The sequence below is a fragment of the Hydrogenophaga palleronii genome, from assembly GCF_031457455.1.
GTDB classification, from domain to species: Bacteria; Pseudomonadota; Gammaproteobacteria; order Burkholderiales; family Burkholderiaceae_C; genus Hydrogenophaga; species Hydrogenophaga palleronii_A.
Genome location: NZ_JAVDWU010000016.1, coordinates 67963 through 92277, shown reverse-complemented (window position 1 = coordinate 92277; position 24315 = coordinate 67963). Strand labels below are relative to the sequence as shown.

The following is a 24315-nucleotide window of genomic DNA, read 5'->3' as shown; positions in this document are numbered from 1 at the left end:
CATCGCCTTTGCCGTTTGGCGCACCGGCAAACCGTTTGATCCGCAACGCATACCCCAGTCGCTTGACAACAAACCATAGAACCTTTGCCGGGCCTCAGGGTGCGTCCCTCCTCCAAACGCCGAAGGCGCGCCAGAGAGGGGGGACGCCGCAAAGCGGCGCAAGGGGGTACTACACCTCCTCCAGTCCCAATAACTCCTCCACCCGCTGGCGCCGCCGAATCAATCGCGCATCCGAACCGTCCACCAGCACTTCTGCGGCCAGCGGGCGGCTGTTGTAGTTGCTGGACATGGAGGCACCGTAGGCACCGGCATCGTGCAGCACCAGCAGGTCGCCGACACGTGCTTCGGGCAGTTCGCGCGTCAGGACCACGCCGCCTTCTTCCTGGGTGAACACGTCGCCCGATTCGCACAACGGCCCCGCCACCACCGTGTGCCGCAAAGGGCGTTGACCAGCATCCGGCGCGAGCAGGCTCATGCCATGAAATGCGCCGTACATGGCCGGGCGCATCAGGTCGGAGAAGCCGGCGTCGACCAGGGTGAAGTGCTGGCCGCCTTGCCATTTGGTGGCGCGCACCTCGGCCAGCAGCACACCGGCTTCGGCCACCAGGTAGCGGCCGGGTTCGATCTCCAGGTGCACGTCGCGATTCAGGTGAGTGGCGATCTCGCGCCGTGCCGCATCCCACAGGCTGAAGTAGTGCGCGGTATCGATGCGCGCTTCGCCCTCGCGATAGGGGATGGACAGGCCACCACCGGCCGAGATGGCCTCCAGCGTGCAGCCGCTGTCCTTCACCAGGGCCACCATGGCCGCGCAGACCTGCTGCAGGTGGCCGTAGTCCACACCGGAGCCGATGTGCATGTGCAGGCCCACCAGGTGGAGCCCGTGGCGCTGGATGGCGGCCAGGGCTTTCGGCAGTTCGGTGTGCCAGATGCCGTGCTTGCTGTGTTCGCCGCCGGTGTTGGTTTTGTTGCTGTGGCCGTGACCAAAGCCCGGATTGATGCGCAGCCACACGCGGTGGCCGGGTGAGCGCGCACCCAGCTGGTCCAGCATGTCGGTCGATCCCGCATTCACCGGCACCTTGTGGCGCACCACCGTGTCGAGCGTGTCGTGGTCGAAGAGGTCGGCGGTGAAGACGATGCCGCTGGCGCCGCAGGCTGCAGGGGCAGCCGTGTAGCCAGCGGCCAGCGCACGCTCGATCTCGCCGCGTGAAACGGCGTCAACCACCACGCCTTGTTCGCGCATGAGCCGCAGCAGATGGGTGTTGGCGTTGGCCTTCTGTGCAAAACGGATGGAATCAAAGGAACGGAGGTCGGCGATGCGTTGGCGAATGGTGGGCGCGTCGTACACCCACAGAGGGGTGCCGTGCTCGCGGGCCAGACGGGTGAGGGTGGCGGGATCGAATGGATTCATGGGTCGGATGATGCGCTTTTGCGACCATGTTGCAAAATGCTTTGTTTTTGAATGCATATTCATTCTTGATATGAGACTGACCCACCGTCAGATCGAGGTGTTTCGCGCCGTCATGCAGGCAGGGCACGTCACGCGCGCTGCCGAACTGCTGCACACCTCGCAGCCCACGGTGAGCCGCGAAATCGCGCGCTTGGAACAGCTGCTGGGCCTGGTGCTGTTCGACCGCCGCAAGGGCCGCCTGCAGCCCACGGCGCGCGCGTTGGCCTTGATGGAAGAAGTGCGCTTGTCGTACGTTGGGCTGGACCGTATCGCGGCCACCGCTGTGGCGCTGCGCTCCTACGCACATGGCCGGCTGCAGGTGGCCTGCCTGCCTGCGTTGGCCCATGCCCTGCTGCCGGATGCGATCCGGCGGTTTGTGGGCCGGCAGGCCGAAGCGGCGGTCAGCCTCGCACCGATGGATTCGCCGCAACTGGAGGCGGCACTGTCTGAACAGCGCTTTGATCTGGGCCTGAGCGAACGCAGGGAACCGCCCAGCGCCTGCGACTGGCAGTCGCTGCTCGTGGCTGACGAGGTGGCGGTGCTGCCTGCGGCACACCCCTTGTGCGCCCGCGCACAGTTGACCCCGGCTGATTTTGAAAACCAGCCCTTCATCAGCCTGTCGCCGTCCGACCCTTACCGGCTGCAGATCGACGCACTCTTCGAAGGCGGGGGCGTGCAGCGCGAACTGCGCCTGGAAACAGCGAGTGCGGTGTCGGTCTGTGCGCTGGTACGTGAGGGGCTGGGTCTGGGCATCGTCAATCCCCTGACGGCGCTGGCCATGGCCGGTGATGGGCTGGTGGTGCGCCCGCTCAGTGTCTCCATTCCCTTTCAGGTGGCGGTGATGACGCCTCGCTGGCGTGATACGCATCCGTTGCGCAGCGATTTCGAGGCGGCTTTGGGCGAGGCGGCGCAGGCGCTGGTTCAGCGTTTGCGCCTGACTTGAGGCGACTTTGGCCGGCCGCAGATACAAAAAAACCCGCTGCGGCGTCCCGAGCGGGTTTTTTTGGTGCCAGTCCAGCAACGCTGGATGCGGGGAGATCAGTACAGCTTCTTGGGCAACTGCATCGAGCGCACACGCTTGTAGTGGCGCTTGACGGCGGCTGCTTTCTTGCGCTTGCGCTCGGCGGTGGGCTTTTCGTAAAACTCGCGGGCGCGCAGATCGGTCAGCAGGCCGAGTTTTTCGATGGTGCGCTTGAAACGGCGCAGGGCGACGTCGAAGGGTTCGTTGTCTTTTACACGGATGGTCGTCATTGGCGAAAGTGATCCAGATTGCGCGGAAAGAGGATGACCGGGAAGATCGGGCCCGGGCGTCGTTTCCGCAAAAAGTCCCGTCGTTAACTAGTATTGGCAGACGGGTATTTGCCAGCAAAGCCTTGGATTATAGCCCTTCGCCAGCCGCCGGCAAGGGGTTGGATCGCTGAGAGGTGGGCAAATGTGGCACTACAAGGGGATGGCACATGCACACGCATGCGCGCTGGACCAGGCCCACTGGAAGTTGTAGCCACCCAGCCAGCCGGTCACATCCACCACTTCACCAATGAAATACAGCCCGGCCTGCTTCGATTCCATGGTCTGTGACGACAGATCGCGCGTGTCCACGCCGCCGAGCGTGACTTCGGCCTTTTTGTAGCCCTCGCAGCCGGTGGGAGTGATTTCCCAGCGCGACAGGCGCTCGGCCAACCGGGCCAGGGCCTTGTCTGTGGCTTCGGCCACGGGTCGCTGCCAGTCGGCGTCCTGCTGCACCCAAGCGTCAGCCAGTCGGCTTGGCACGACACTGGCCAGCTCATTGGCAAGCAGTTTGCGCGATGTAACCTTGGCGCGCGCCAGAGCTTCGGTGAGGTTCACGTCGGGTGCCAGGTTCAGGCGGATCGGCGTGTCGTCGCGCCAGTAGCTGGAGATCTGCAGGATGGCCGGCCCGGAAAGACCGCGGTGGGTAAACAGCAGGTCTTCGTGGAAGGTGACGAGGTTCTTCCTTTTGCCGCCGGGCCGCCCCAAGGCAGAAGGCGTCCCCTCGGGGGGCAGCGACCCGCGCAGCGGCGGAGCGTGGGGGCTGACATGGCCACCTGTCTCGATCTGCACGGGCAGGGCGAGTCCGGCCAGGTTGGCATACGGGACCCAGCCATCGCCGTCAAAGGTGAGTGGCACCAGACCGGGGCGGGGTTCCACCAGCCGCAAGCCAAACTGCCTGGCGATGCGGTAACCGAAGTCGGTGGCGCCGATCTTGGGGATGGACAAACCTCCCGTGGCAATCACCACGGTGCGGCTGGTCACGGTGCCACGGTCGGTATCGATCTCGTAGGTCGATTCGCCGCTGACGCGCACGCCTTTGACCGCGCAGGGTTGCCAGCGCTGCACGCCACCGGCCTCGCATTCGCGCAGCAGCATCTGGATCAGGTCTTCGGCCGAGCGATCACAGAACAGCTGGCCCTTGTGCTTTTCGTGGAAGGCAATGCCGTGCTTCTGCACCAGTTCGATGAAATCGGCCGGTGTGTAGCGCGACAGGGCCGAGCGGCAGAAATTCGGGTTCTCGCTCAGAAAATGTTTGTGCGGCTGGCGCACGTCAATGTCGCGGTTGGTGAAGTTGGCGCGCCCGCCGCCGGAAATGCGCACCTTTTCGGCCACCTTCTCGCTGTGGTCGAGCACCAGCACACGCAGCCTGCGTTGACCCGCAATGCCGGCACAGAACAGACCGGCCGCACCCGCGCCGATGACGATGACGTCGAAATCTTGCATGGCGCGCAGTGTAGGCGCACAGCGCGGCTAGGGTGTGCGATGCCTCCGGCGCGAACTGCTTTCATACAGAGATACCGTGGAACCGGCTTTGCCGGGCTACAGGTATCGCCCCCTTGAAGGGGGTAGCGCAAAGCGCTGCGGGGGTGTTTCACCGCCTTCTGCTGCGTTCGGCCAGCACGGCTGCCTTGCGCGTGAGCCGGTCGATCTCGCCGGTGATGTCGGACAGCACATTGGCCACCACCGCGAACTCGCGTCCATGCTGCCCGGCTCGCGCGGCCATGACCTGAGCGTTGAAGCTCACCACCTTGGCCTCCTTGGCCACGCCCTGGATGTCGTCAACGATGCCTGCCAGTTCCTTCATCATCGCGTCGGAGCCGGCTTGGCTCACTTCGTCGAAGGCCGTCGTCGCGGTGTTGAGGGCAGCCAGGATGCGATCGGTGTGGCCGACCAGTTCGGCGATGGTAGCCGGGACGCGTGGGCTGCCTGCCTCGATCTGGTCAAGCGTGCTGCGCATGAGCCGCATGAAGGCTTGCACCACAGGGCCTACGCCATTCGGACCGTCGTAGGTGTCCGTGAGCTTTTGGGCGCTGGCGGGTTCTAGCTTTTTGATGGTGGCGTCAAGGTGCTGCTGGCTCTCCGTGAAGATGAGCAGACTGCCGTGTGCAGCACGCAACCACTCTGCGTCACCGTTGGCGGCCATCACCGTCTGCAGAATCATGCGCTGGGAGAGCATGCGCTGGCGCGCAGCGATGTTCACCAGCGACAGGTTTGCGATGTGGTGTGGTGTGTGGGGGTGCAAAGTGAGAGGGGAGAGAGTGGCGAGGGATGTCATGACCGGAACAAAGCAATCTCCGCGCCAAAGTGGGTTGCAGGCGAACCGGTGCCCTGTCTTTTGCATGGAAAACCACGCCTTCACCGGTAGCGATCTGCGTCCCAGTGGTAGTCCACCGCAGCGTCCAGATCAACCAGCTTCTGCCCGCCATCCCTCATGGGTGGCACGCGTCCCTCGTAGCGCATGACGCGGCCGGTGGCGTCGTCGAAGATCACGCGCAAAGGGGAGACCACCAGGCGCAGCAGGAAGTGGCTGGGGGTGAGCTGGAAGGTGGAGACGTGCCCGTTGGAGGCGAGCTGGTGAATGTCGAACCCCAGCGTTTCCATGCGCGCCAGCACCACCAAGCGCACGGGCAGTCGCTCCGCCTTGGCCAACGCGTCCCGGTGCCGCAGGATGTGGCCATGCAGGTTGGGTCCGGCGACCACCGGTGCAGTCACGCGCTCGCTCTTGTGCTGCGCCGCGTCTGTCCGTTCGAAGTGGAGCCGGTCTTGATCCGCGTCCAGCACCACCGAGCCGGCCAGGCCGGTTTGCCGGTTGGCCACGTCCAGGCGCCGAAAGACATGGCCGGCCGAACTGGTGACACGCTCTTCGATGATCAGCTCGCCGCTGGGAAGGTAAGTCAGATGCGAGGCCTCCCGGTCGTCGCCCGAGGATTTCACGTGGCGTGCATAGACGAACAGCGGAGGCGCATCAGGCGCTTCCAGCGGACGGACATCAGCCCGGTAAACGCGCTCGCCGGCAAGGCCGGGATGGGTCTGAAGTGCGTCCAGTCGGGCAGCCGCCGGTGCCGGCAGCCGGGGCGCGGCCATGGGCACCTGCGGCCATGCTGTCCAAGGCATCGCGAGCGGAAGCGTGGTCAACGCCTTGTTGATGGTTCGGCGGGTGCAGAGCAGGAGATCAGGCATATTGATTGCAAAAAATGAACAATGGGTGGTCCTTTGAGGTTAGTGGGGAGGGATTCCAGTGAAAACGGGCTGAAGTGGCATGGTCTATTCCTATTAATGGAATAATCCGGCCATGGATCAGCTTCGCTGCTTGAGGGTGTTCAGCCAGGTCGTAACACAGGGCAGTTTTGCCGGTGCCGCACGCACGCTCGACCTGGCGCCTGCGGTGGTGACGCGCTGCGTGGCCGAACTTGAAGCCCATCTGGGCGCACGCTTGCTCAACCGGACCACCCGCCGCCTGGCACTGACCGAGGTGGGCGCGACCTATCTGGTGGGGGCGCGCGAAGTGCTGGCGCAGCTGGATGCCAACGATGCACTGGCCGGTGCGGCGGTGCGTGAGCCAACGGGGAGCTTGCGGGTGTTGTGTCCTCCCGCATTTGCCGTGCACCAGTTGGCGCCTGTGTTGCCGGCGTTCTCTGCCCGCTATCCCCGGATTGCGATGGAGCTGTCGTTGCCCGGCCCTTTGGACACGGCAGACAGCGCGTTTGATGTGTCCGTGCTTTCGCTGGGCTCGCAGTCTTTGCAGGGCGAGTTCGTGGCGCGGCCCCTGGCCTGGTCCACTTTCATCCTGTGTGCCAGCCCTGACTATGTTCAGCGATGTGGCATGCCGCAGCGCCCGGAAGATCTGGCCCAGCACACGGGCGTGGCGCCTGCGGTGGCGGGACAGCGCAAGGAGATCACTCTTTACCGGCGTGTGCCGGACGTTGCCCTGACCGAACCCGCGATGGTCAGTGTGCCGGTGAGCTCGGCGTCCTTTGCGACCCACCACATCGACATGACGCTGGCCTTGGCGCTGGCCGGTGCGGGTGTGGTTGGTCTGCCCAGCTTTGTCGCCGAGCGGGCCATTCGGCGAGGGCACTTGCTGCACGTCCTGCCAGATTGGCGAGGAACCGTGCTGCGCCTGTTTGCTGCTGTGCCGGCAAGACAGCATCTGCCGGCCAGAACGCGCTTTTTCGTCGATTTCCTGATGGAGCAGTTTGGCGGGTTGGACCGGGATCCCTGGTTGGCGCGTTTGACATCAGACCAGCAGGACTGAACCGGCTCAGCCCTTTCAGCCCTTCCAGGTGAACGGAAACTTCATCTGCTTCCAGAAGCCGTCGGGCACGTAGTCGCCCAGCACGCCGTATTGCTCCGGCCAGGCTTTTTCGCTCTTCACGGCGGTCCCGAACAGGTGGTCCAGAAAGGCGTAGTGAGCGGCGTAATTCCTGTCCAGTGCTTCCTGGTCCTGGCTGTGGTGCCAGTGGTGGAAGTTGGGTGTGACGATGAGGTAGCGAAGCGGGCCCAGGCGCACGCTCACGTTGGCGTGGTTGAACACGGCCTGGAAGCCCACGATGATGATGTAGGCGTCGATCACTTCCTTCGAGAAGCCCAGCAGGAAGATAGGCGCCAGCACCAGGGTGCGGGTGATGAGGATTTCGATCAGGTGCTGGCGCGAACCGGCCATCCAGTCCATGTGTTTGGCGCTGTGGTGCACGGCGTGCAGGCGCCACAGCACGGGCACCTCGTGGTAGGCGCGGTGGGTCCAGTACTGCACCAGATCGGCCACCAGCACGATCAGTGGCAGGCCGGCCCAGAACGGCAATGCACCAAACCAGCCCCGGATGCCGTCGTCGGCCGCCCAGCCAAACAGTTTGTGAACCAGCAGGTTGGTGGCCAGCAGCATGAAGCCAATCACCATGTGGTTGACGATGAAGTGCTGGAAATCGGTCTGCCATTCGGGGCGAAACACGGGCTGGTCCTTGCGCAGGGCGAACAGCTTTTCGATGAAGATGAAGATCAGTGCCGAGCCCAGCAGGTCGAGGATGAACCAGTCCAGTCCGATGTAGGGTGTGTGGTCGGGGAAGTTGGGATCGACCTCCACCTGATGCCCGCCCAGCAGGGCCGAGAGCAGCACCAAGGCAAACGCGGTACCGGCCAGCCAGGGTGCGCGGCGGAACACCAGGTTCACCAGACTGAGTGCGCCGGCCAGCACCAGCGACCAGAACAGCAGCTGGCGCATCAGATTCACGTCGTAGCTGCGACGCAGTTCGGGGGTGGTGAGGTACTGGGGGAAGTGAAAGGCCAGCACACCCAGGACACACAGGATGGCGAGCGACAGCGCGATCACGCCTGTGACCATACCACGCCCGGGTTGCAGCGGTCCGTGACTGCGGGTGAGGTCAAAGAGTTTGTCGATCATGGCGGGGTCCCCGAAGCGTCTGCGTGGGTCTTGCGCCCACCGGATCAGCGCGCAGTGTAACGGCGCGCGACGCTTGTGCTTCAGGCCACGCGGTGAAGCTGATGGGGAACGGCCACGGCGGCCACACCGCTGACCACATCCCCCACCACGATCACGGCCGGGCTGCCCAGTTGCTCATGGTCGATGGTGGTGCGAAGCTCGCCCAGCGTGGTCACGGCGTGGCGCTGGTGGGGCAGGGTGGCGTGCTGGATGATGGCCAGCGGTGTGCTGGCGGGCAGGCCGGTCAACAGATCGGCCTGGATTTGCGCGGCGCTGGAAACACCCATGTAGATCACCAAGGTGAGCTTGGCGTCGCGTGCGGTGGCGGCCAGGGCTTTCCAGTCGGTGCCGGCATCGCCCGGCTTGGCATGGCCGGTCACGAAGACCACGCCGTGGGCGTGTTCGCGGTGGGTGAGTGGAACGCCCAGAGACGTCAGGCCGGCGAGGCCGGATGTGATGCCGTTGATCACCTGTACGTCGATGCCCGCTTCGCGCAGGTGCTCCACCTCTTCGCCGCCACGACCGAAGATGAAGGGGTCGCCCCCCTTGAGCCGCACCACCACCTCGCCTTCGCGCGCGGCCATGATCATGAGTTTTTCAATGAAGGCCTGGGGAGTGCTCTTGCAGCCGCCGCGCTTGCCCACGTGCACGATGCGCGCAGTGGGCGACGCATGGGCCAGTACGCCTTCGCTGACCAGGTCGTCGACCAGCAGCACGGTGGCCGCCGCGATGGCCTTGGCAGCCTTGATGGTGAGCAGTTCCGGATCGCCTGGGCCCGCGCCCACGAGCGCCACGGAACCGGGCAGGTAGTCAGAGGGCGATGGCATGGTCTGTGGCTTCATGATGGTGGAGTTCCTGCAAGATGTGTTCCAGCTGCAGGGAAATAGGCGGAGGTACCGCGCGTTCGCCATCCATCACCGCGCGGATGTAGGCTGCGGTGGTGCGGGCGTCAACCTCGCGGGGCAGGTCGGGCACGGTGGCCAGGCTGCCCCCCTGCGCGGCTTGCAGCAGGTGGCGCTCGCCGTCTCGGAAGGCTTCCATCTGCGGTGTGCGGCGCGCATCGGCCACCGGTTCGCCTTCGGTGCCGCGCAGCAGCATGGCGTGGGTGCCGGTGAGGGCGAAGGTGGCCGCCATGGAACTCGCGTATTCGGGATGGGTGTAGCTGCCCACCACAAAGGCTTTGCCCTGGCAGGGGTTCATGAGTTTGACCAGGCTGTGGGCCGGGTTGCGCAGGCCCACGGCGCGGCGCACGTCGAGCAGGCGCTTGAGATCGGGGCTCAGGACCTCGGTGGGTGCAAAGGCGAGCTGGCCAGCGCCCAAGGCGACAGGGCCGGTGACCGGGTCGACGCCCAGCGCCGCCAACACGCTGGCGCTGCTCACGCGTCTGTCTTCGGTGGCCGTGCCGTGCACCAGCACGGCAGCGCCACGCTGGGCCAGCAACAGGGCCAGCAGGGGGGTGAGCACGGGCAGTTTGCGTGCCCCGTTGTAGCTGGGCAGCACCACGGTGGTCAGGCCGTTGTCGGGCAGGCGACGCAGGCGCTGGTGTACGGCGTCCAGAAAGCCCGCCATTTCTTCAGGCGTTTCGCCCTTGATGCGCATGGCCAGACAGAAACCGCCCACTTCCAGGTCGGTCACGGTGCCGTCGAGCACTTGGCCCATCAGGTCGGTGGCCTGCTCGCGCGAGAGCGCACGTGCGCCGTCTTTGCCGCGACCGATTTCCTTGATGTACTGACTGATGCCCATGGCGCGCGATTGTGGGGGAGTTCAGATGACTTTGGGTTATATGCCGATTGACTTGCAGGTTCAAGCCGCTCGGAGGGTCTGGGGAGTGGCACGCACCAGGCGACGCAATTCCGGAATGCACGACCCGCAGTTGGTGCCGCAACGCAGCCGGCTTTGTAGCGTGGCAAGGCGTTCATTGTCAGAACCGGCACAGGTGGGCAATTGGGCGTTGATGTCGTCTTCGTTCACGTTGAAACAGGTGCAAACCTGCTTGCCACGCGCGACCACGGCCACCGGGGCCTTGGCGCCGGGCATCAGCAACAGCCGCCCGTAGGCTTCTGCAGGCAGTTCGTCCTGCAACAAGGGGCGGATCCAGGCCTCGGCCCGGGTGTCACCTGCCAGCACGAAAGCTCCCAGCCGGGTGGAGTCGCCGCTACGCACGAGTCGGGCGGTGCGGCGCTGGCCCAAGCGGCGGTCGACGTAGCGCAAGACGTCTGCTGCTTTGAGACCCAGCAAGGCCTCCAGTTGTTCCACCACGGAAGCGTCGGGGGCGTCATGCGCTGCCGCACGAAACAGCACGCCGGTGCGGTCGCGCCCGAAGGGCACGCAGGTGGCGAATTCGAAAGTGGGCATCAGGGCGCGCAGTTCTGCCTGCACGGCCAGCGCCCGGTTGTCTGGCAGCCAGGCCATGGCCAACAGCGACCACGGCAACTCGGCCTTCAGCACCTTGACCGCTGCGTGCTTGAGTTCAGGCTGCTTGGACGTTGGGCAGTAGGCCGACGTGGTGAGTGCGTTCACCCCGGCCAGCACGCCGCCGCTGCTGCTGCGCCCGCTCAGGTACTCAGGCCCCCAGTGCATGGCAATGAAGGCCTGCGAAAGGCCGATGCTGGCCGACCCCTGCAGTGGCAGCACGATGGAGCCGCGCTTGCTGGTCACGTGCACCAGATCGCCGTCTTTCAGGCCACGGCGCTCCATGTCTTGCGGGTGCATCTGCACCATGGGCTCGGACACGTGGCCAAACAGGCGACCGAGCGTGCCAGTGCGGGTCATGCCGTGCCACTGGTCGCGCAGGCGCCCGGTGGTCAGTGAGAAGGGGAAGCGCGACTCGCGTGGTTCTGCCACGGGTTTCCAGGGCAGGGCAGCGAAGCGGGCCTTGCCGTCGGCTGTGGGGAAGATGCCGTCTTCGTACAGGCGCTCTTTGCCTTGTGCATCGCCATCGCGCAGCGGCCATTGCTGCGGGCCTTGCTTGTCCAGCATGTCGTAAGACAGGCCGGTGATGTCGAGGTCGCGGCCGCGGGTGGATTCGCGGTGTTCGTTCCAGATGGATTCGGGGGTGTCGTAGGGGAAGAGCGTGGACTGGCCGGGCCGCAGCTGGGTTTCGATCCGCTGGGCAAAGTCCACCACGATCTGCCAGTCGTGCCGGGCTTCGCCGGGCGCGGGAACGGCAGCGCGGGCGCGGCTGATGCGGCGCTCGCTGTTGGTGACCGTGCCTTCTTTTTCGCCCCAGGTGGTGGCGGGCAGCAGCAGGTCAGCGAAGTCGCAGGTGGTGGCGGTGGCAAAGGCTTCCTGCACCACCACGAACTCGGCGCGCTCCAGCGCGCGGCGCACCGTGGCTTGGTCGGGCATGGACTGCGCCGGATTGGTGCACGCGATCCACAGCGCCTTGATCTCGCCGTCGGCGGCGGCCTGGAACATGTCCACCGCCGTCTTGCCCGGTTGGTCGGGCACCGAGGGCACGCCCCAGAGCGCGGCCACCTCATGGCGGTGCGCGGGGTTGGCTAGGTCGCGGTGGGCGCTCAGCAGGTTGGCTAGGCCACCCACTTCGCGGCCACCCATGGCATTGGGCTGGCCGGTCAGGCTGAATGGGCCGGTACCAGGTCGGCCGATCTGGCCGGTGGCCAGGTGCAGATTGATGAGCGTGGCGTTTTTGGCCGTGCCGCTGCTGCTCTGGTTCAGGCCCTGGCAGTAGAGGCTGAGCGTGGGCTTGCGGGCGCCAGACCTCGGGTCGTCAAGGCCGGCGAACCATTGTGCGGCGGTGAACAGGTCTTCCTTGCGAATGCCGCACACATCGGCCACCCGGTCAGGCGTGCAATCCCGCACCAGTGCCTTGAGTTCGTCGAAACCGCTGGTGTGTGCCGCGATGTAGGCGGGGTCGGTCCAGCCTTCCCACAGCATGATGTGCAGCAGCCCGTGGAACAGCATCACGTCGCTGCCGGGCTGGATCGGCAGGAACAGGTCGGCGAGTTCGGCGGTGTCGGTGCGGCGCGGGTCGGCCACGATGACCTTCATGCCGGGATTGCGTTGCCGCGCTTCTTCAATGCGGCGGAACAGCACCGGGTGGGCAAAAGCGGCGTTGCTGCCCACGATGAACAGGCACTGGGCGTGGTTCACGTCGTCGTAGCAGGCGGGTGGGGCGTCTGCACCCAGGGTGAGCTTGTAGCCGGCTACCGCGCTGCTCATGCACAGGCGGGAATTGGTGTCGACGTTGTTGGTGCCGATCACGCCCTTGGCGAGTTTGTTGAAGACGTAGTAGTCCTCGGTGAGCAACTGGCCGCTGATGTAGAAGCCCACGGCGTCGGGGCCGTGTTCGCGGATCACGTTGTGGAAGCGGTCTGCGGCCAGGGACATGGCGCTGTCCCAGTCGGTGCGCAGTGCCGGGCCGCCGCGGCTGGTGCGCAGCATGGGGTGCAGCAGACGGGTCTGCGCCGTCACGGCGGGCGAGGCGGTGAAGTGCAGCGTCTGGCCCTTGCTGCAGAGCTTGCCGAAGTTGGCCGGATGGTCCGGGTCGCCCTGCACGCCTGTGATCTGATCTCCCTGGCTTTCGATCAACACGCCGCAGCCCACGCCGCAGTAGGGGCAGGTGGAGCGGGTGATGGACGTGCTCATGTTCATGCGCAGACGGTTCGACGAGCTGGGCCAGCGATGGGGCGCGTGAGGTCCGTGGCCTGGCTTTGCAGCTCGTTCGCGTCCAGGAACACCTGGCCGTCTTCCACCTTCACCTTGAACTTGGGCGTGCAGCCTTCGTCGGGCGCGGAAGCCTGACCGTCGCACAGGCCGATGGTCCAGTTGTGCAGCGGGCAGGCCACGTTGGTGCCGAAGACGATGCCCTGGCTCAGCGGGCCGCCCTTGTGCGGGCAACGATCCAGCAGGGCAAAGACTTCGTCGCGATCGTTACGGAACACGGCCACGTCCAGGCCATGCTCGCGCGCCACGCGGCGCGAACCCAGCACAGGGATGTCGTCGACGCGGCAGATGGGTTTCCATTGACTCATGATGATTCCAGTCCTCAGGTATGGATGGCGGCGTACATCCCGGTGACCCGGTCCATGACGCTCAGCAGGTTTTCGCTCGTCACGAACACGTCGGACAGGGGCTTGGCGGCAGCGCCAGCGGTTTGCATGCGCTTCAACGCGTTGTCAAAAAAGAACCACTGGCCATCGGCCAGTTGCAGTTCCGATTTGATACGCGCGGTGGCCTCGGGGGCGTTGCGCAGCAGATCCATGGCGCTCAGGAATTCGGCGCGGGCCTTGTCAATTTCGGCGGTGGCGGTGGGCGCGTCGATGGGCAGCGTGGCAGCGAAGTAGAGCTTGGCCATGCGCTGCGAGAGCATGCGCTGGCGCCCGGCCACGTTGACCAGCTTGCCCTCCGGACGGCCCGACGCCGCTTCGTATTGCACGGTGCCCTGGTGAGCCAGTGCCAGCACACGCGCATCTGCCTGCAGCACCGCGGCTGCGCCTGACTTGCTGGGCGCTGTGCCGATGAGCGCGGTCTTGTAGTCGCTCCATGCCGCTTCGAGTTTCACGTAGGTGTCGCGGATGTCGGCCGAAGGTGCATAGGCCTTGAGCTCGATGAGCTGGCGGTCGAACAGGGCCATCGATTTGTCGAGCACCACCTGCGCGCTGCCGCTTTCGGTCTTGTGCACCAGCGCCAGCCAGGCCTTGCCCATGCGCTGCGAAAGCATGCGCTGGCGACCGGCCTTGTTGATGGCGTCGTTGATGTCAAGCACCTGGGCTTGCACCTTCAAAAACGGGAGACCGGCAGCGGCGGCGATCAGGGTTCGGCGATTAAAAAGAAAAGAGTTCATGGATTTTTTTTCGAAGCAATCAAGGTGACGAAATTCATGCAATGGCAACCACGGCCTCGAACTGGCGCGTGTCCACGGCTGCCTTGTCAAATTCAAACCAGGGGTCGGGCTCACCATCGAGTGCGAACTGCAGTTGCTCCCACAGCGCCTTGCGGCCTTCGGCGTCGTCCAGGATCCTTTTCTTCACGTAGTCCAGGCCCACGCGGTTGATGTAGTGCACCGTGCGCTCCAGGTACCAGCCCTCCAGACGGTAGAGCTGCATGAAGGCGCCGGTGTATTCCATGACTTCTTCGGCGGTTTTGAGCTTGGCGAAGAAGTGCGCCACCTCGGTCTTGATGCCGCCGTTGCCGCCCACGTACATTTCCCAGCCACTGTCCACGCCGATGATGCCCACGTCCTTGATGCCGGCTTCAGCGCAGTTGCGCGGGCAGCCGCTGACGGCGAACTTCACCTTGTGCGGTGCGTACATGCGCCACATGGCGCGCTCCAGGTCCTTGCCCATCTGGGTGCTGTCCTGCGTGCCCATGCGGCACCACTCGCTGCCCACGCAGGTCTTCACCGTGCGCAGCGCCTTGGCGTAGGCGTGACCGCTGGGCATGCCGATGTCTTTCCACACATTGACCAGGTCTTCCTTCTTCACGCCCAGCAGGTCGATGCGCTGGCCGCCCGTGACCTTGACGGTCGGGATCTTGTACTTGTCGACTGCATCCGCAATGCGACGAAGTTCGTCGGCCGTGGTCTCGCCGCCCCACATGCGCGGGATCACACTGTAGGTGCCGTCCTTCTGGATGTTGGCGTGCGAGCGCTCGTTGATGTAGCGGCTCTGTGGGTCGTCCTTCGCTTCCTTGGGCCAGGTGCTGATCAGGTAGTAGTTGACCGCCGGGCGGCAGCTCGCGCAGCCGTTGGGGGTTTTCCAGTTCAGATGGGCGAAAACCTGGGCCGTGGTGAGCAGCTTGCTGCCATCGGGCAGCGGCGTGGCAATGGCCTCGCGCACGGCGGCGTGACCGTGGTCGGTGCAGCCGCACATGGCCTTCAACTTTGGCGTGGCGGAATAGTCTCCACCCGCAGTGAACATGAGGATCTGCTCCACCAGCCCGGTGCACGAACCGCACGACGCGCTGGCCTTGGTGTGCTTGCGCACCTCTTCCAGCGTGAACAGGCCCTTGTCCTTGATGGCCTTGCAGATGCTGCCCTTGGTCACACCGTTGCAGCCGCAGACCTCGTCGGTGTCTGCCATGGCGGCAGCCTTGTTGTGGCCCTGGTGACCCACATCGCCGATGTTGCTTTCGCCGAACATCAGCTTGTCGCGGATGTCGCTGAGCGCGCGGCCTTCGCGCAGCAGCTTGAAGTACCAGCTGCCGTCCACCGTGTCGCCATACAGGCAGGCGCCCACCAGCTTGTCGTCCTTGATGACCAGCTTCTTGTAGACGCCGCCGAAGGGATCGCTCATCACGATCTCTTCGGTGCCGTCGCCGCCCATGAAGTTGCCGGCAGAAAAGAGGTCGATGCCGGTGACTTTGAGCTTGGTCGAGGTGAGCGAGCCGGTGTAGCGGCCAATGCCGAATTCGGCCAGGTGCGTGGCCAGCACCTTGCCCTGTTCAAACAGCGGCGCCACCAGGCCGTAGGCAATGCCGCGGTGCGCCGCGCATTCGCCCACCGCGTAGATGCGGGGGTCGGTCACGGTCTGCATGGTGTCGCTCACCACGATGCCCTTGTTCACATGCAGGCGCATGCTCTCGGCCAGGGCGGTGTTGGGGCGAATGCCCACAGCCATCACCAGCAGGTCGGCTGGCAATTCGCTGCCGTCCTTGAAGCGGATGGCTTTCACGCGCCCATCCTCGCCCCCCACCAGTTCCTGCGTCTGGGCGCCAATCAAAAACTTCATCCCGCGCTCTTCCAGCGAGGCCTGCAGCATCTTGCCGGCCACGTCGTCGAGCTGTCGTTCCATCAGCCAGGGCGCCACGTGCACCACGCTCACCGTCATGCCGCGCTTCATCAGGCCATTGGCGGCTTCCAGGCCCAACAGGCCGCCGCCAATCACCACCGCATGCTTGTAGGTGGCGGCCGCGTCGATCATGGCTTGCGTGTCGGCGATGTCGCGGTAGGCCAGCACGCCCTTCAGGTCTTTGCCTGGGATGGGCAGGATGAAGGGGTTCGAGCCGGTGGCCATGATCAGGCGGTCGTATTCGGCCGAGACCTGCTCGCCGTTGGGGCCGACGGCGTGCACCACACGCTTGATGCGGTCCACCTCGCTGACCTTGAACCCGGCGTGCAGGGTGACGCCGTTGTCGGTGTACCAGGACCAGTCATTGAGCACGATCTCGTCCAGGGTCTGTTCGCCCGCCAGCACCGGAGAGAGCAGGATGCGGTTGTAGTTGGGATGCGGCTCGGCACCGAAGACCGTGATGTCGTAGAGGTCCGGGGCTATTCTGAGCAGCTCCTCAAGCGTTCGCACACCGGCCATGCCGTTGCCGACCATCACCAGTTTTGCTTTTTTCATCGCGGGAACTCCATTCATGAAACTGCTTTGGGGATCAGGCCACGCACGCGCACGCAAATGCAGGCAGGCCTGAACAGGAAATTGGGTAGGGATACGATCGGGCCGACAGAACAGTCGGCGCCAGACAGGACTTCGTTGCCGTCTGGACTGGCTACGCACGGCGTTGTGCGCGGAACCCTCGACGCTGGGTCGGGGCGGACGCTTCGTTGCGCCCGTCGTGCATCAAGCAATAGACATGCCAACCTTCTTCCATTGGGCGAACCCTCCGGTTTCAGGCATGCTTGCACCCCATGCGCGGTGTCGCCGGTGGACGCGAGCAATTGACAAGTGATTGATTCATATGAGTGTTTCGGTGGTTTTGTTGAGTGATGTGGCGTCTTGCCAGGGCCTTGTGGACGACCTGGAGAATGCCGGTGCCCAAGTGCTGGAGGTCCTGGACGATTGCAGCTTGCTGGTGCAAAGCGTGGTGCGTCATGCACCAAATCTGGTGGTGGTGCACACCCGCACGGTGGTGGATGCATTGTTCAAGGCCACCCAATCCCTGGCAGAGGTTTCGCCGCGGCCGGTGCTGGTGTTCACGCAGGACGGAGACGCCGACCACATCGTGCGCGCCACCGAGGCGGGTATGCATGCCTATGTGATCGATGGCTACGGCGCACAGCGTCTGCGCCCTTTGATGCAACTGGCGCAGGCGCGCTTTGCTCGCGAGCAGGCCCTGCTGGAAGAACTTCGCGACGTGTCGACCCGGTTCGAGGAGCGCAAGGCCGTGGAGCGTGCCAAGGGCATTCTCATGAGCGCCCGCCAAGTCTCTGACAACGACGCCTTCCACATCCTGCGCACCGCATCGATGCACAGCAACCAGCGCCTGGGTCTGGTGGCGCAGCACATCATCCAGTCGGCTCACTTTGCAGAAGGTGTGAACCGTGCCGGTCAGCTGCGCATGCTCTCGCAGCGATTGGTCAAGCACTGGTTGTTGCGTCTGGTGGGCGTGCAGGTGGCACAGCACCTGGCATTGCAGACCGACTCGGCCCAGCGCATCGATGCCAACCTGGCCTTGTTGAGCAAGAACCTTTCACAACCGACCTTCGGCGACCTGCTGGCCGACGTGGTCACTGACTGGAAGGCGCTGAAGAAGGCGCTCAAGGCCGCACCAGCGCCCGACCAACTGGCGCCGCTCAATGTGCTGGCCGAACGCCTGCTGCAGGACGCCGAGCGCCTGACCACCAGCCTGGAGGGCGCCGGCAGCGTGGCGCCGCTGCGCATGCTCAACATGGCCGGGCGGCAACGCATGTTGTCGCAACGTTTTGCCAAGGCCTCGCTGCTGGGTGTGCTGGAAAGTGGTGAGCCGCAGCTGCAGCACCAAGCCGAAATGGAAGCCGCGCGTCAGGCGTTCGAACAGGGCCTGGCCTACTTGAACGGCTTGCCCCTGTCCACACCCGATATCCGCCGCACCCTGGATTCGGCCGCACACGATTGGCAGGAGGTGCTGACGGGTGCCGATCACGTGCGCCGACCGGCCGGTCGCGACCGCTTGTTGCGGCTGGAGGGTTTGGCTGCTGCGAGCGAAAGCCTGCTGGATGATTTCGAAACTTTGTCGGGGCAATACGAGCGCAGCATGCAAATGCTCATGGGCTGACGCATGGCTTTTCAACTGGATATCGGGTTTGTCTGTCAGACCGGCCGCAAGGAAAAGAACGAGGACTTCTGCGCTGCCATGCTGCCGCCTGCGGGGCAGGAAGACATGGGTTCCATCGTTGCGATTGCCGACGGTGTGAGCACGGGTGGCATGGGGGGTGAGGCGGCGCAAACCACGGTGACCAGTCTGGTGCGCAGCTACCACGACACGCCCGAAACCTGGGACACCACCGTGGCGCTGGACCGCATCATTGCAGCCCAGAATGCGTGGCTGACTGGCGTGAACCGCCGTCGCCATCCGGCCCTGGGCCTGACCACGCTCACGGCGCTGGTGCTGCGCGGGCAGTCGTACACCTTGGCCCATGTGGGCGATGCGCGCTGTCACCTCTTGCGCGACGGACAGTTCCAGCTGCTCACCCACGACCACGTCGTCGATCACCCCGACCTGCACCATCAGTTGCTGCGAGCCGTGGGTCTGGAAGACCACCTGGTGGTGGACTATCTGCAGGGCGATCTGGAGGTTGGCGATACCTTCGTGATGCTCACCGACGGTGTGCACGGTGTGTTGCCGGAGCGACGGCTGGCCGAGTGTGTGGCCCAGGCCAGCGAGACCGCAGGAGGCGCCCAACCCGCTGCCGAGCGACTGGTGGCTGCTGCGCTGGCCGCCGGCAGCACCGACAACCTGACCGCCATGCTGGTGCGGGTGCTCGACCTGCAAGGCCCCAACCTGCAGGACGCCGATCGCGTGGCGCAGAGCCTGCCCGTGCCACACAAGCTCAAAGTGGGGGAGGTCATTGATGGTTTTGTCGTCACCGCGATGGTGGCGGACAACGGCATCAACCTGCTCTACCAGGTGCGCGACCCGCAGAGCCAGACGCTGTATGCATTGAAAACGCTGCACCCTGCACGCGCGCACGACCCCGACGAACGTGCGATGCTGGCTCACGAAGCCTGGCTGGCCAAGCGCATGATGTCTTCGCGCGCGGCCGATCACCTCGTGGCGGTGCACCAGCCCTTGCCCCGTCGGCAGTCCCCCACCGCCTGCTATCTGTTGTACGACTGGCACAGCGGCGAAACCCTGCAGCAATTGCTGGATCGGGAACACCGTTTCGGCCCGGTGCACGCGGTCAGCGCCGCCATGCAGACCCTGCGTGTGCTGGGCATGCTGCACCGTCAGGGCGTGATCCACCGCGACATCAAACCCGCCAACCTGCACCTGGGTGACGACGGTGTGCTGCGCGTGCTCGATCTGGGCGTCGCACTGAGCGGGCGTGAACCCGCCAGCATGCGCCGTCTGCACGCCGGAACGCCCAGCTTCGTCAACCCGGAACAATGGGGTCACCATGGCCGTGCCCACGCCATCGGTGCGGGCGATGCAGAGCCTGAGCCCCCAGACGCGCAAAGCGACCTGTTTGCGTTGGGCGTGACGCTCTACCAGTTGCTGACGGGCAAGCTGCCCTACGGCGAAGTGCTGCCCTACCAGGTGGGCCGCTATTACCGCGACCCCACGCCCCCCAGCCGCCACAACCCCGAAGTGCCGATCTGGCTCGACCACGTGGTGCAGAAAGCGGTGGCACGCGACAAGGCGCTGCGCTTTGAAACCGCCGAAGAGTTTTTGCTGGCACTCGAGCGCGGTGCATCCCGCCCGCTCACGGTGCCGCCGGCCTCGGCATTGCTTCATCGCGATCCGACCGCGCTGTGGAAGCTGTTGCTGGGCATCAGCGTGCTGTTCAACGCGCTGCTCGTGATGTGGTTGCTGTTTCTCCCGAAAGCCTGACTCGACTGCATCGTCCCAGTTGCGCATGAGATGACCGCTGTGATCGGCCCCTGGCTGCCGGGTTGCAACATTTGTCATGTGCGCTGGCGCACAGAGCGTTGCTCATCCAGGCCGGAGAATCTTCTTGTCGCGGTGTCGTCTTCCGTCGCGGCAATGCCTCGCGAGCCGGTTGTTGGCCGGGATCGTGTGTGACTGTTCGATGACTTGCCGTCGTCACCTCGACCCGGAAAACGGGCATTCAGTGCGGCGCTAACGTCGATATTTCGACCGCCCGTCGATAAGAAATAGATAGCGATGTTTCTTTCTGCGACAAGGTGTGCGGGATGCCTTGAGGGATCTGTGATCTGATGTGCGTTCCACCATCTTTGTCCATCATGTTCGACAACATTCGCGCCGACTTCCACTCGCATGGCCGCAACTGGGGCTCCCAAGGCTTCTGGGTCATGGTGGTGTACCGTTTCGGGCGGTGGCGCTACGGCATCCGTCCGGCGCTGCTCCGCAAGCCCTTTTCCCTCGTTTACAAGCTGAACTTCAAGCTGGTGCAGATCCTCACCGGCATTGAACTGCCTTGTGAAGTCACCGTGGGCAAGAACTTTGTCATCGATCACTTTGGCGGCATCGTGATCAGTGGCTACACCAGGTTCGGCGACAACTGCCGCATTCGCACCGGCGTGGTGGTGGGCCTGGCGCGCGTCGATGATCCTTGCGCGCCGACCTTTGGAAACAATGTGGACATTGGCGCTGGCGCCAAGGTGCTGGGGCGCATCACCATTGGCAACAATGTGGCGATCGGTGCCAACTCTGTGGTGACGCGCAGCGTACCGTCCAACTCGATCGCGGTGGGTGTGCCTGCCAAGGTCAAGACCCGCAGGCGCCTTCGCGCGTTGCCAGAGCCCATGCAGCACGGCGTCTTTGCGGAGCCTGCCCTGGGACATCGATTGGGCTTTGAACCGTCCGAAGTCGAAGCGGTGGCCATGCGGACCTCGAAGGAGGCCGTCAACTGAGGCGCACGGCCTCGGAATGCGCACGTATCTGCTTCGCAGATCACGCGCTTCGCGCGCGCCCCCCTTTCTCCGCCCATGTTCTTGTCCAGCGGAGTTGCATCGATCGCATCATCAACAACACGAGCAGTGACAAGACAGAGAACAGCGCAAAGCCCCAGAAGTAGGTGCCTGCGTATTGTTTGGACAGGCCCATGGCGTTGGGCACGAGGCCGCCGCCCAGGGCGCCCACTTCGCCGATCATGGAGCCAGCCACGGCTGTGGTGGTGGGCCAGCGCAGCGGCACCAGCTGGAACAGCGCGCCGTTGCCTGCCCCCAGTGCGGCGAAGCACAGCATGAGCAGCAAGGTGGTGAGCACCAGAGAACCGCCGGCCAGGCCGCAGGCCATGAGGGATGCGCTGATGATCACCAGCACCGCGGTGAGGGTGTTGATGCCGCCCCAGTGGTCGGAGATCCAGCCGCCGAAGATGCGCAGCGCCGCGCCCATAAAGGCCGCGAGCATGGTCAGCTGCCCTGCCTGCACCTTGCTCACGCCGAACTGGTCGTAGTAGTAGCTGGGCAGGAAGGTGGTGAGGCCGATGAAGCCACCGAAGGTGATCGCGTAGATGAGGCTGAACGCCCAGCCGTCTTTTTCGAACAGGCAGGCAATGTGGTCGCGGAAGCTCGAATGTTTGTCCACGTCGTCCGGCTCCTTGGCCATGAAGATCATCACCAGCACCGGCAGCATCAGGCCCACTGCGGCCATGCCGTACACCGCTTTCCAGCCATAGGCCTGGGCCAGTTGGGGTGCCAGCAAGGCTGAAAGGGAGGTGCCCACATTGCCCGCGCCCACCAAGCCCATGGCCAGGCCCTTGTAGCGGGCCGGGAACGAGCCCGAACCCAGCGACAGCGCCACGCCAAAACTCGCTCCTGCGATCCCCAGCAACACGCCCATGGCGATCAAGTGGTTGAAGGTTTCGACATAGAAGAAGCCGTACAGCAAGGCCAGCGCAATGCCGCCCATCTCTACCAGCGTGGCGTTCTTGCGGCCGATGTACTGCGCCAGCACGCCCAGTGGAAACCGCATCAGGGCCCCAGCGAAAATGGGTACCGACAGCATCACGCCCAGTTGGGCCGGACTGAGTTGCAGCGACTCCTGGATGAACGGCGCCATGGCCCCGTTCGTGACCCACACGCCACAGCAATAGGTGAAGTAGATGAAGGAAGCCAGCAGCGTCGGGCTGTGGCCAGCTTTCAGGAACGAACGGAAACCCGCCATGGCGTGAACCTTTGAGAGAGTGTGGGAGAGGATTTGGCCCATGCTGCCGCGTCCTGGCTGGACGACGGGGTGTCGTGCACGGGTGCGCCTGTGGGCCGGGGTCGACCGTCGGCGGCAACTGAAAAGGCCTTCGTTAGCCTTGCTTGAACTCAGCAAAATCCATGCCCGATTAGTGGGCGTGGGAGCGGATGACCAGGATGGCAGAAGCCCTGTGCGTGCACCATCTCTGTGATGTTGTCGCCCTGCCAGTCAGAGGGTGTGCATGCAAAAGGGGGCATGCCGCCCGGCATGCCCCCTTTTGGGTCGGTGCGGTGTTGTTCGGCGGTGGGTCAGGCCACCTTCTCCACGTGCGCCTGCCGCGTGTAGAGGAAGTCGATCACCGCTTTGCGATGCTGCTGGTACTGCGGATCGTCTGCCAGTGCCACGCGGTTGCGCGGACGCGCCAGATCCACTGTACGAACTTCACCGACGGTGGCGGCCGGGCCGTTGGTCAGCATCACGATCTTGTCGGACAGCAATACGGCCTCGTCCACATCGTGCGTGACCATGACCACCGTGCTTTGCGTGCGCGCCACGATCTCCAGCAGTTCATCCTGCAACTTGGCGCGGGTCAGTGCGTCAAGGGCGCCGAAAGGCTCATCCATCAGCAAAACCTTGGGCTCCATGGACAGTGCTCGGGCAATGCCCACTCGTTGCTTCATGCCGCCAGAGATTTCGCCAGGTCGTTTGCTGGCGGCGGGCGTCAGACCCACCAGCGCAAGCGCGGCTTCGGTGCGGGCCTTCAGTTGCGCTTTGCTCTCGCTGCCGCCAAATACGCGCTCCACTGCAAGGTAAATGTTCTCAAAGCAGGTCAGCCAGGGCAACAGCGAATGGTTCTGGAACACCACGCCTCGTTCAGGACCAGGGCCTGCGATCTCCTTGTTTGCACACAGCAGCACGCCCTTGGTGGGCATGGTGAGGCCGGCGATCAGATTCAACAGCGTGGACTTTCCACAGCCCGAGTGGCCGATCAGTGTGACGAACTCGCCTTTGGCCACGGTCAGGTTGATGTCGCGTAGCGCGGGGAACGTGCCCTTCTTGGTCTTGAAGGTCTGCTCGACGTCCTGGATTTCAATGTATTTGTCTTGATTCATGGGGGACTCCAAAACTGCTCGCTCTCAATGCTTGACTTCTTCGAAGGTGAACAGCGTGGCCAGTTTGATGAGCCCGAATTCGAGCAGCAGGCCCACGATGCCGATCACGAAGATCGCGATGATGATGCTGGCCACGTTGAGGTTGTTCCACTCGTCCCAGATCCAGAAGCCGATACCCACTCCGCCGGTCAGCATCTCGGCTGCCACGATCACCAGCCACGCGGTGCCCACTGCCAGGCGCACCCCGGTCAGCAAGTAGGGCAGAACGGCGGGGAACAGAATCTTGGTGAAGATCTTCCATTCGCTCAGGTTGAGCACGCGAGCCACGTTCATGTAGTCCTGTGGCACGCGCTGCACGCCCACGGCGGTGTTGATGATCATCGGCCAGATGGAACAGATGAAAATGGTCCAGATGGCGGCCGGGTTGGCACCCTTGAACACCAGCAGGCCAATGGGCAGCCAAGCCAGTGGAGACACCGGGCGCAGCAGGCTGATCAGAGGATTGAACATGCGGCTGAGGAAGGTGAATCGCCCGATCATGAAGCCGGTGGGAATGCCCACCAAGGCGGCAAGACCAAAGCCGATGGCCACGCGCTGCAGCGACATCAGCACGTTCCAGCCCACGCCCTGATCGTTCGGTCCTACCTGGTAGAACGGATCAGAAAAAACTTCCAGCGCCTGCGCCCAGGTTTCCATGGGTGTGGGAATACCGCTCTCGCCCGTGCCGGCCACCAGTGCCCACACGATCACCAGAAAGGCCAGCCCCAGCAGGGGGGGGAGCACCGTGGTCCACAGGAAGCTGAAGTCCCAGGTTCGATGACGGGTGAGACTGGCCGTCTTGCTGGGTGCGGTGATGGGTGGCGTAGCGGGCATGGCAGTTGAAGGCAAAGAGGGCGCCACCATTTCGGCGCTCCTGGATGAGGTCTTGGGGGACGAAATCCCCTCCAGCGGTGCATGAAAAACGGCGCTGACCATGGTGGTGTCCTTTCAAAGCGAAGCGACGAGAGAAAACTGGGATTCGAGCCAGGTGC

The 24315-nt window shown here is 64.3% G+C and carries 20 protein-coding genes; 5 read left to right on the top strand and 15 right to left on the bottom strand.

The genetic code is table 11. The annotated features are described in order from the left end of the window. Positions 1-169 precede the first annotated feature (169 nt). On the bottom strand, positions 170-1408 hold the full coding sequence (lysA, locus tag J2W49_RS24905; protein WP_310322390.1) for a diaminopimelate decarboxylase: 1239 nt from the start codon (positions 1406-1408) through the stop codon (positions 170-172). Positions 1409-1478: 70 nt separating this feature from the next. Here lysA and J2W49_RS24900 point away from each other — a divergent pair, with 70 nt between their 5' ends. Then, positions 1479-2390, top strand: coding sequence for a LysR family transcriptional regulator (locus tag J2W49_RS24900; protein WP_310322388.1), 912 nt, complete (start codon positions 1479-1481; stop codon positions 2388-2390). A gap of 95 nt (positions 2391-2485) precedes the next feature. On the opposite strand, the gene rpsU is transcribed toward J2W49_RS24900, so the two are convergent. The 4 genes from rpsU to J2W49_RS24880 all read right to left on the bottom strand — a co-directional run bounded on the left by rpsU (position 2486) and on the right by J2W49_RS24880 (position 5917). After that, the gene (gene rpsU / locus J2W49_RS24895) at positions 2486-2698 is read right to left on the bottom strand and encodes a 30S ribosomal protein S21 (RefSeq protein WP_056273869.1); all 213 of its coding nucleotides are present in this window, start codon (positions 2696-2698) and stop codon (positions 2486-2488) included. A 189-nt stretch (positions 2699-2887) separates the two neighbouring features. Beyond that, entirely contained in the window at positions 2888-4180 is a 1293-nt protein-coding gene (locus J2W49_RS24890; RefSeq protein ID WP_310322386.1) for a BaiN/RdsA family NAD(P)/FAD-dependent oxidoreductase, read from the bottom strand. Positions 4181-4328: 148 nt separating this feature from the next. Beyond that, the gene (locus J2W49_RS24885; RefSeq protein WP_310322385.1) at positions 4329-5012 is read right to left on the bottom strand and encodes a methyl-accepting chemotaxis protein; all 684 of its coding nucleotides are present in this window, start codon (positions 5010-5012) and stop codon (positions 4329-4331) included. 80 nt (positions 5013-5092) lie between these two features. Further along, positions 5093-5917 (bottom strand): hypothetical protein, encoded by an 825-nt coding sequence (locus tag J2W49_RS24880; protein ID WP_310322383.1) that lies wholly within the window; start codon positions 5915-5917, stop codon positions 5093-5095. Between the two features lie 112 nt (positions 5918-6029). Between J2W49_RS24880 and J2W49_RS24875 the strand changes: the two genes are divergently transcribed. Beyond that, complete coding sequence (locus J2W49_RS24875) at positions 6030-6992, top strand: LysR family transcriptional regulator (RefSeq protein WP_310322381.1); 963 nt, start codon at positions 6030-6032, stop codon at positions 6990-6992. Positions 6993-7007: 15 nt separating this feature from the next. Here the strand turns inward: J2W49_RS24875 and J2W49_RS24870 are convergent, their stop codons facing one another. The 7 genes from J2W49_RS24870 to nirB all read right to left on the bottom strand — a co-directional run bounded on the left by J2W49_RS24870 (position 7008) and on the right by nirB (position 16480). After that, positions 7008-8135, bottom strand: coding sequence for a sterol desaturase family protein (locus J2W49_RS24870; RefSeq protein ID WP_310322379.1), 1128 nt, complete (start codon positions 8133-8135; stop codon positions 7008-7010). Between the two features lie 80 nt (positions 8136-8215). Further along, a complete protein-coding gene (gene cobA, locus J2W49_RS24865; protein WP_310322376.1) occupies positions 8216-9001 on the bottom strand; it encodes a uroporphyrinogen-III C-methyltransferase in 786 nt (261 codons plus the stop codon). Further along, positions 8985-9917 carry a DNA-binding protein YbiB gene (gene ybiB / locus J2W49_RS24860; RefSeq protein WP_310322373.1) on the bottom strand — a complete coding sequence of 311 codons (933 nt, stop codon included), beginning with the start codon at positions 9915-9917 and terminating at the stop codon, positions 8985-8987. The genes cobA and ybiB overlap by 17 nt, the downstream gene beginning before the upstream one ends. A gap of 60 nt (positions 9918-9977) precedes the next feature. Beyond that, on the bottom strand, positions 9978-12782 hold the full coding sequence (locus J2W49_RS24855; protein WP_310322370.1) for a nitrate reductase: 2805 nt from the start codon (positions 12780-12782) through the stop codon (positions 9978-9980). A gap of 2 nt (positions 12783-12784) precedes the next feature. After that, positions 12785-13168, bottom strand: a complete 384-nt coding sequence (gene nirD, locus J2W49_RS24850) for a nitrite reductase small subunit NirD (RefSeq protein WP_310322368.1) — start codon at positions 13166-13168, stop codon at positions 12785-12787. A gap of 14 nt (positions 13169-13182) precedes the next feature. Then, entirely contained in the window at positions 13183-13980 is a 798-nt protein-coding gene (locus tag J2W49_RS24845; protein WP_310322364.1) for a type IV pili methyl-accepting chemotaxis transducer N-terminal domain-containing protein, read from the bottom strand. Between the two features lie 34 nt (positions 13981-14014). After that, on the bottom strand, positions 14015-16480 hold the full coding sequence (nirB, locus tag J2W49_RS24840; protein ID WP_310322362.1) for a nitrite reductase large subunit NirB: 2466 nt from the start codon (positions 16478-16480) through the stop codon (positions 14015-14017). A gap of 352 nt (positions 16481-16832) precedes the next feature. On the opposite strand from nirB, the gene J2W49_RS24835 reads away from it, so the two are divergent. The 3 genes from J2W49_RS24835 to J2W49_RS24825 all read left to right on the top strand — a co-directional run bounded on the left by J2W49_RS24835 (position 16833) and on the right by J2W49_RS24825 (position 20896). Continuing rightward, complete coding sequence (locus J2W49_RS24835; RefSeq protein ID WP_310322360.1) at positions 16833-18116, top strand: type IV pili methyl-accepting chemotaxis transducer N-terminal domain-containing protein; 1284 nt, start codon at positions 16833-16835, stop codon at positions 18114-18116. 3 nt (positions 18117-18119) lie between these two features. After that, positions 18120-19892, top strand: a complete 1773-nt coding sequence (locus J2W49_RS24830) for a bifunctional protein-serine/threonine kinase/phosphatase (protein ID WP_310322358.1) — start codon at positions 18120-18122, stop codon at positions 19890-19892. A 374-nt stretch (positions 19893-20266) separates the two neighbouring features. After that, positions 20267-20896, top strand: a complete 630-nt coding sequence (locus tag J2W49_RS24825; RefSeq protein WP_310322356.1) for a serine O-acetyltransferase — start codon at positions 20267-20269, stop codon at positions 20894-20896. 40 nt (positions 20897-20936) lie between these two features. Here the strand turns inward: J2W49_RS24825 and J2W49_RS24820 are convergent, their stop codons facing one another. The 3 genes from J2W49_RS24820 to ntrB form a co-directional block, all read right to left on the bottom strand. Next, positions 20937-22151 carry an MFS transporter gene (locus J2W49_RS24820; protein WP_310322354.1) on the bottom strand — a complete coding sequence of 405 codons (1215 nt, stop codon included), beginning with the start codon at positions 22149-22151 and terminating at the stop codon, positions 20937-20939. Positions 22152-22480: 329 nt separating this feature from the next. Further along, positions 22481-23284, bottom strand: coding sequence for an ABC transporter ATP-binding protein (locus tag J2W49_RS24815; protein ID WP_310322352.1), 804 nt, complete (start codon positions 23282-23284; stop codon positions 22481-22483). Between the two features lie 24 nt (positions 23285-23308). Further along, positions 23309-24259: a nitrate ABC transporter permease gene (ntrB, locus tag J2W49_RS24810; RefSeq protein ID WP_310322351.1), complete on the bottom strand. Its 951-nt coding sequence runs from the start codon at positions 24257-24259 to the stop codon at positions 23309-23311. Positions 24260-24315 lie beyond the last annotated feature (56 nt).

Coding starts and splice junctions, on each gene's coding strand:
- lysA (WP_310322390.1), bottom strand. CDS start 1,408: ATGAATCCATTCGATCCCGCCACCCTCACCCGTCTGGCCCGCGAGCAC.
- J2W49_RS24900 (WP_310322388.1), top strand. CDS start 1,479: ATGAGACTGACCCACCGTCAGATCGAGGTGTTTCGCGCCGTCATGCAG.
- rpsU (WP_056273869.1), bottom strand. CDS start 2,698: ATGACGACCATCCGTGTAAAAGACAACGAACCCTTCGACGTCGCCCTG.
- J2W49_RS24890 (WP_310322386.1), bottom strand. CDS start 4,180: ATGCAAGATTTCGACGTCATCGTCATCGGCGCGGGTGCGGCCGGTCTG.
- J2W49_RS24885 (WP_310322385.1), bottom strand. CDS start 5,012: ATGACATCCCTCGCCACTCTCTCCCCTCTCACTTTGCACCCCCACACA.
- J2W49_RS24880 (WP_310322383.1), bottom strand. CDS start 5,917: ATGCCTGATCTCCTGCTCTGCACCCGCCGAACCATCAACAAGGCGTTG.
- J2W49_RS24875 (WP_310322381.1), top strand. CDS start 6,030: ATGGATCAGCTTCGCTGCTTGAGGGTGTTCAGCCAGGTCGTAACACAG.
- J2W49_RS24870 (WP_310322379.1), bottom strand. CDS start 8,135: ATGATCGACAAACTCTTTGACCTCACCCGCAGTCACGGACCGCTGCAA.
- cobA (WP_310322376.1), bottom strand. CDS start 9,001: ATGCCATCGCCCTCTGACTACCTGCCCGGTTCCGTGGCGCTCGTGGGC.
- ybiB (WP_310322373.1), bottom strand. CDS start 9,917: ATGGGCATCAGTCAGTACATCAAGGAAATCGGTCGCGGCAAAGACGGC.
- J2W49_RS24855 (WP_310322370.1), bottom strand. CDS start 12,782: ATGAGCACGTCCATCACCCGCTCCACCTGCCCCTACTGCGGCGTGGGC.
- nirD (WP_310322368.1), bottom strand. CDS start 13,168: ATGAGTCAATGGAAACCCATCTGCCGCGTCGACGACATCCCTGTGCTG.
- J2W49_RS24845 (WP_310322364.1), bottom strand. CDS start 13,980: ATGAACTCTTTTCTTTTTAATCGCCGAACCCTGATCGCCGCCGCTGCC.
- nirB (WP_310322362.1), bottom strand. CDS start 16,480: ATGAAAAAAGCAAAACTGGTGATGGTCGGCAACGGCATGGCCGGTGTG.
- J2W49_RS24830 (WP_310322358.1), top strand. CDS start 18,120: ATGGCTTTTCAACTGGATATCGGGTTTGTCTGTCAGACCGGCCGCAAG.
- J2W49_RS24825 (WP_310322356.1), top strand. CDS start 20,267: ATGTTCGACAACATTCGCGCCGACTTCCACTCGCATGGCCGCAACTGG.
- J2W49_RS24820 (WP_310322354.1), bottom strand. CDS start 22,151: ATGGCGGGTTTCCGTTCGTTCCTGAAAGCTGGCCACAGCCCGACGCTG.
- J2W49_RS24815 (WP_310322352.1), bottom strand. CDS start 23,284: ATGAATCAAGACAAATACATTGAAATCCAGGACGTCGAGCAGACCTTC.
- ntrB (WP_310322351.1), bottom strand. CDS start 24,259: ATGGTCAGCGCCGTTTTTCATGCACCGCTGGAGGGGATTTCGTCCCCC.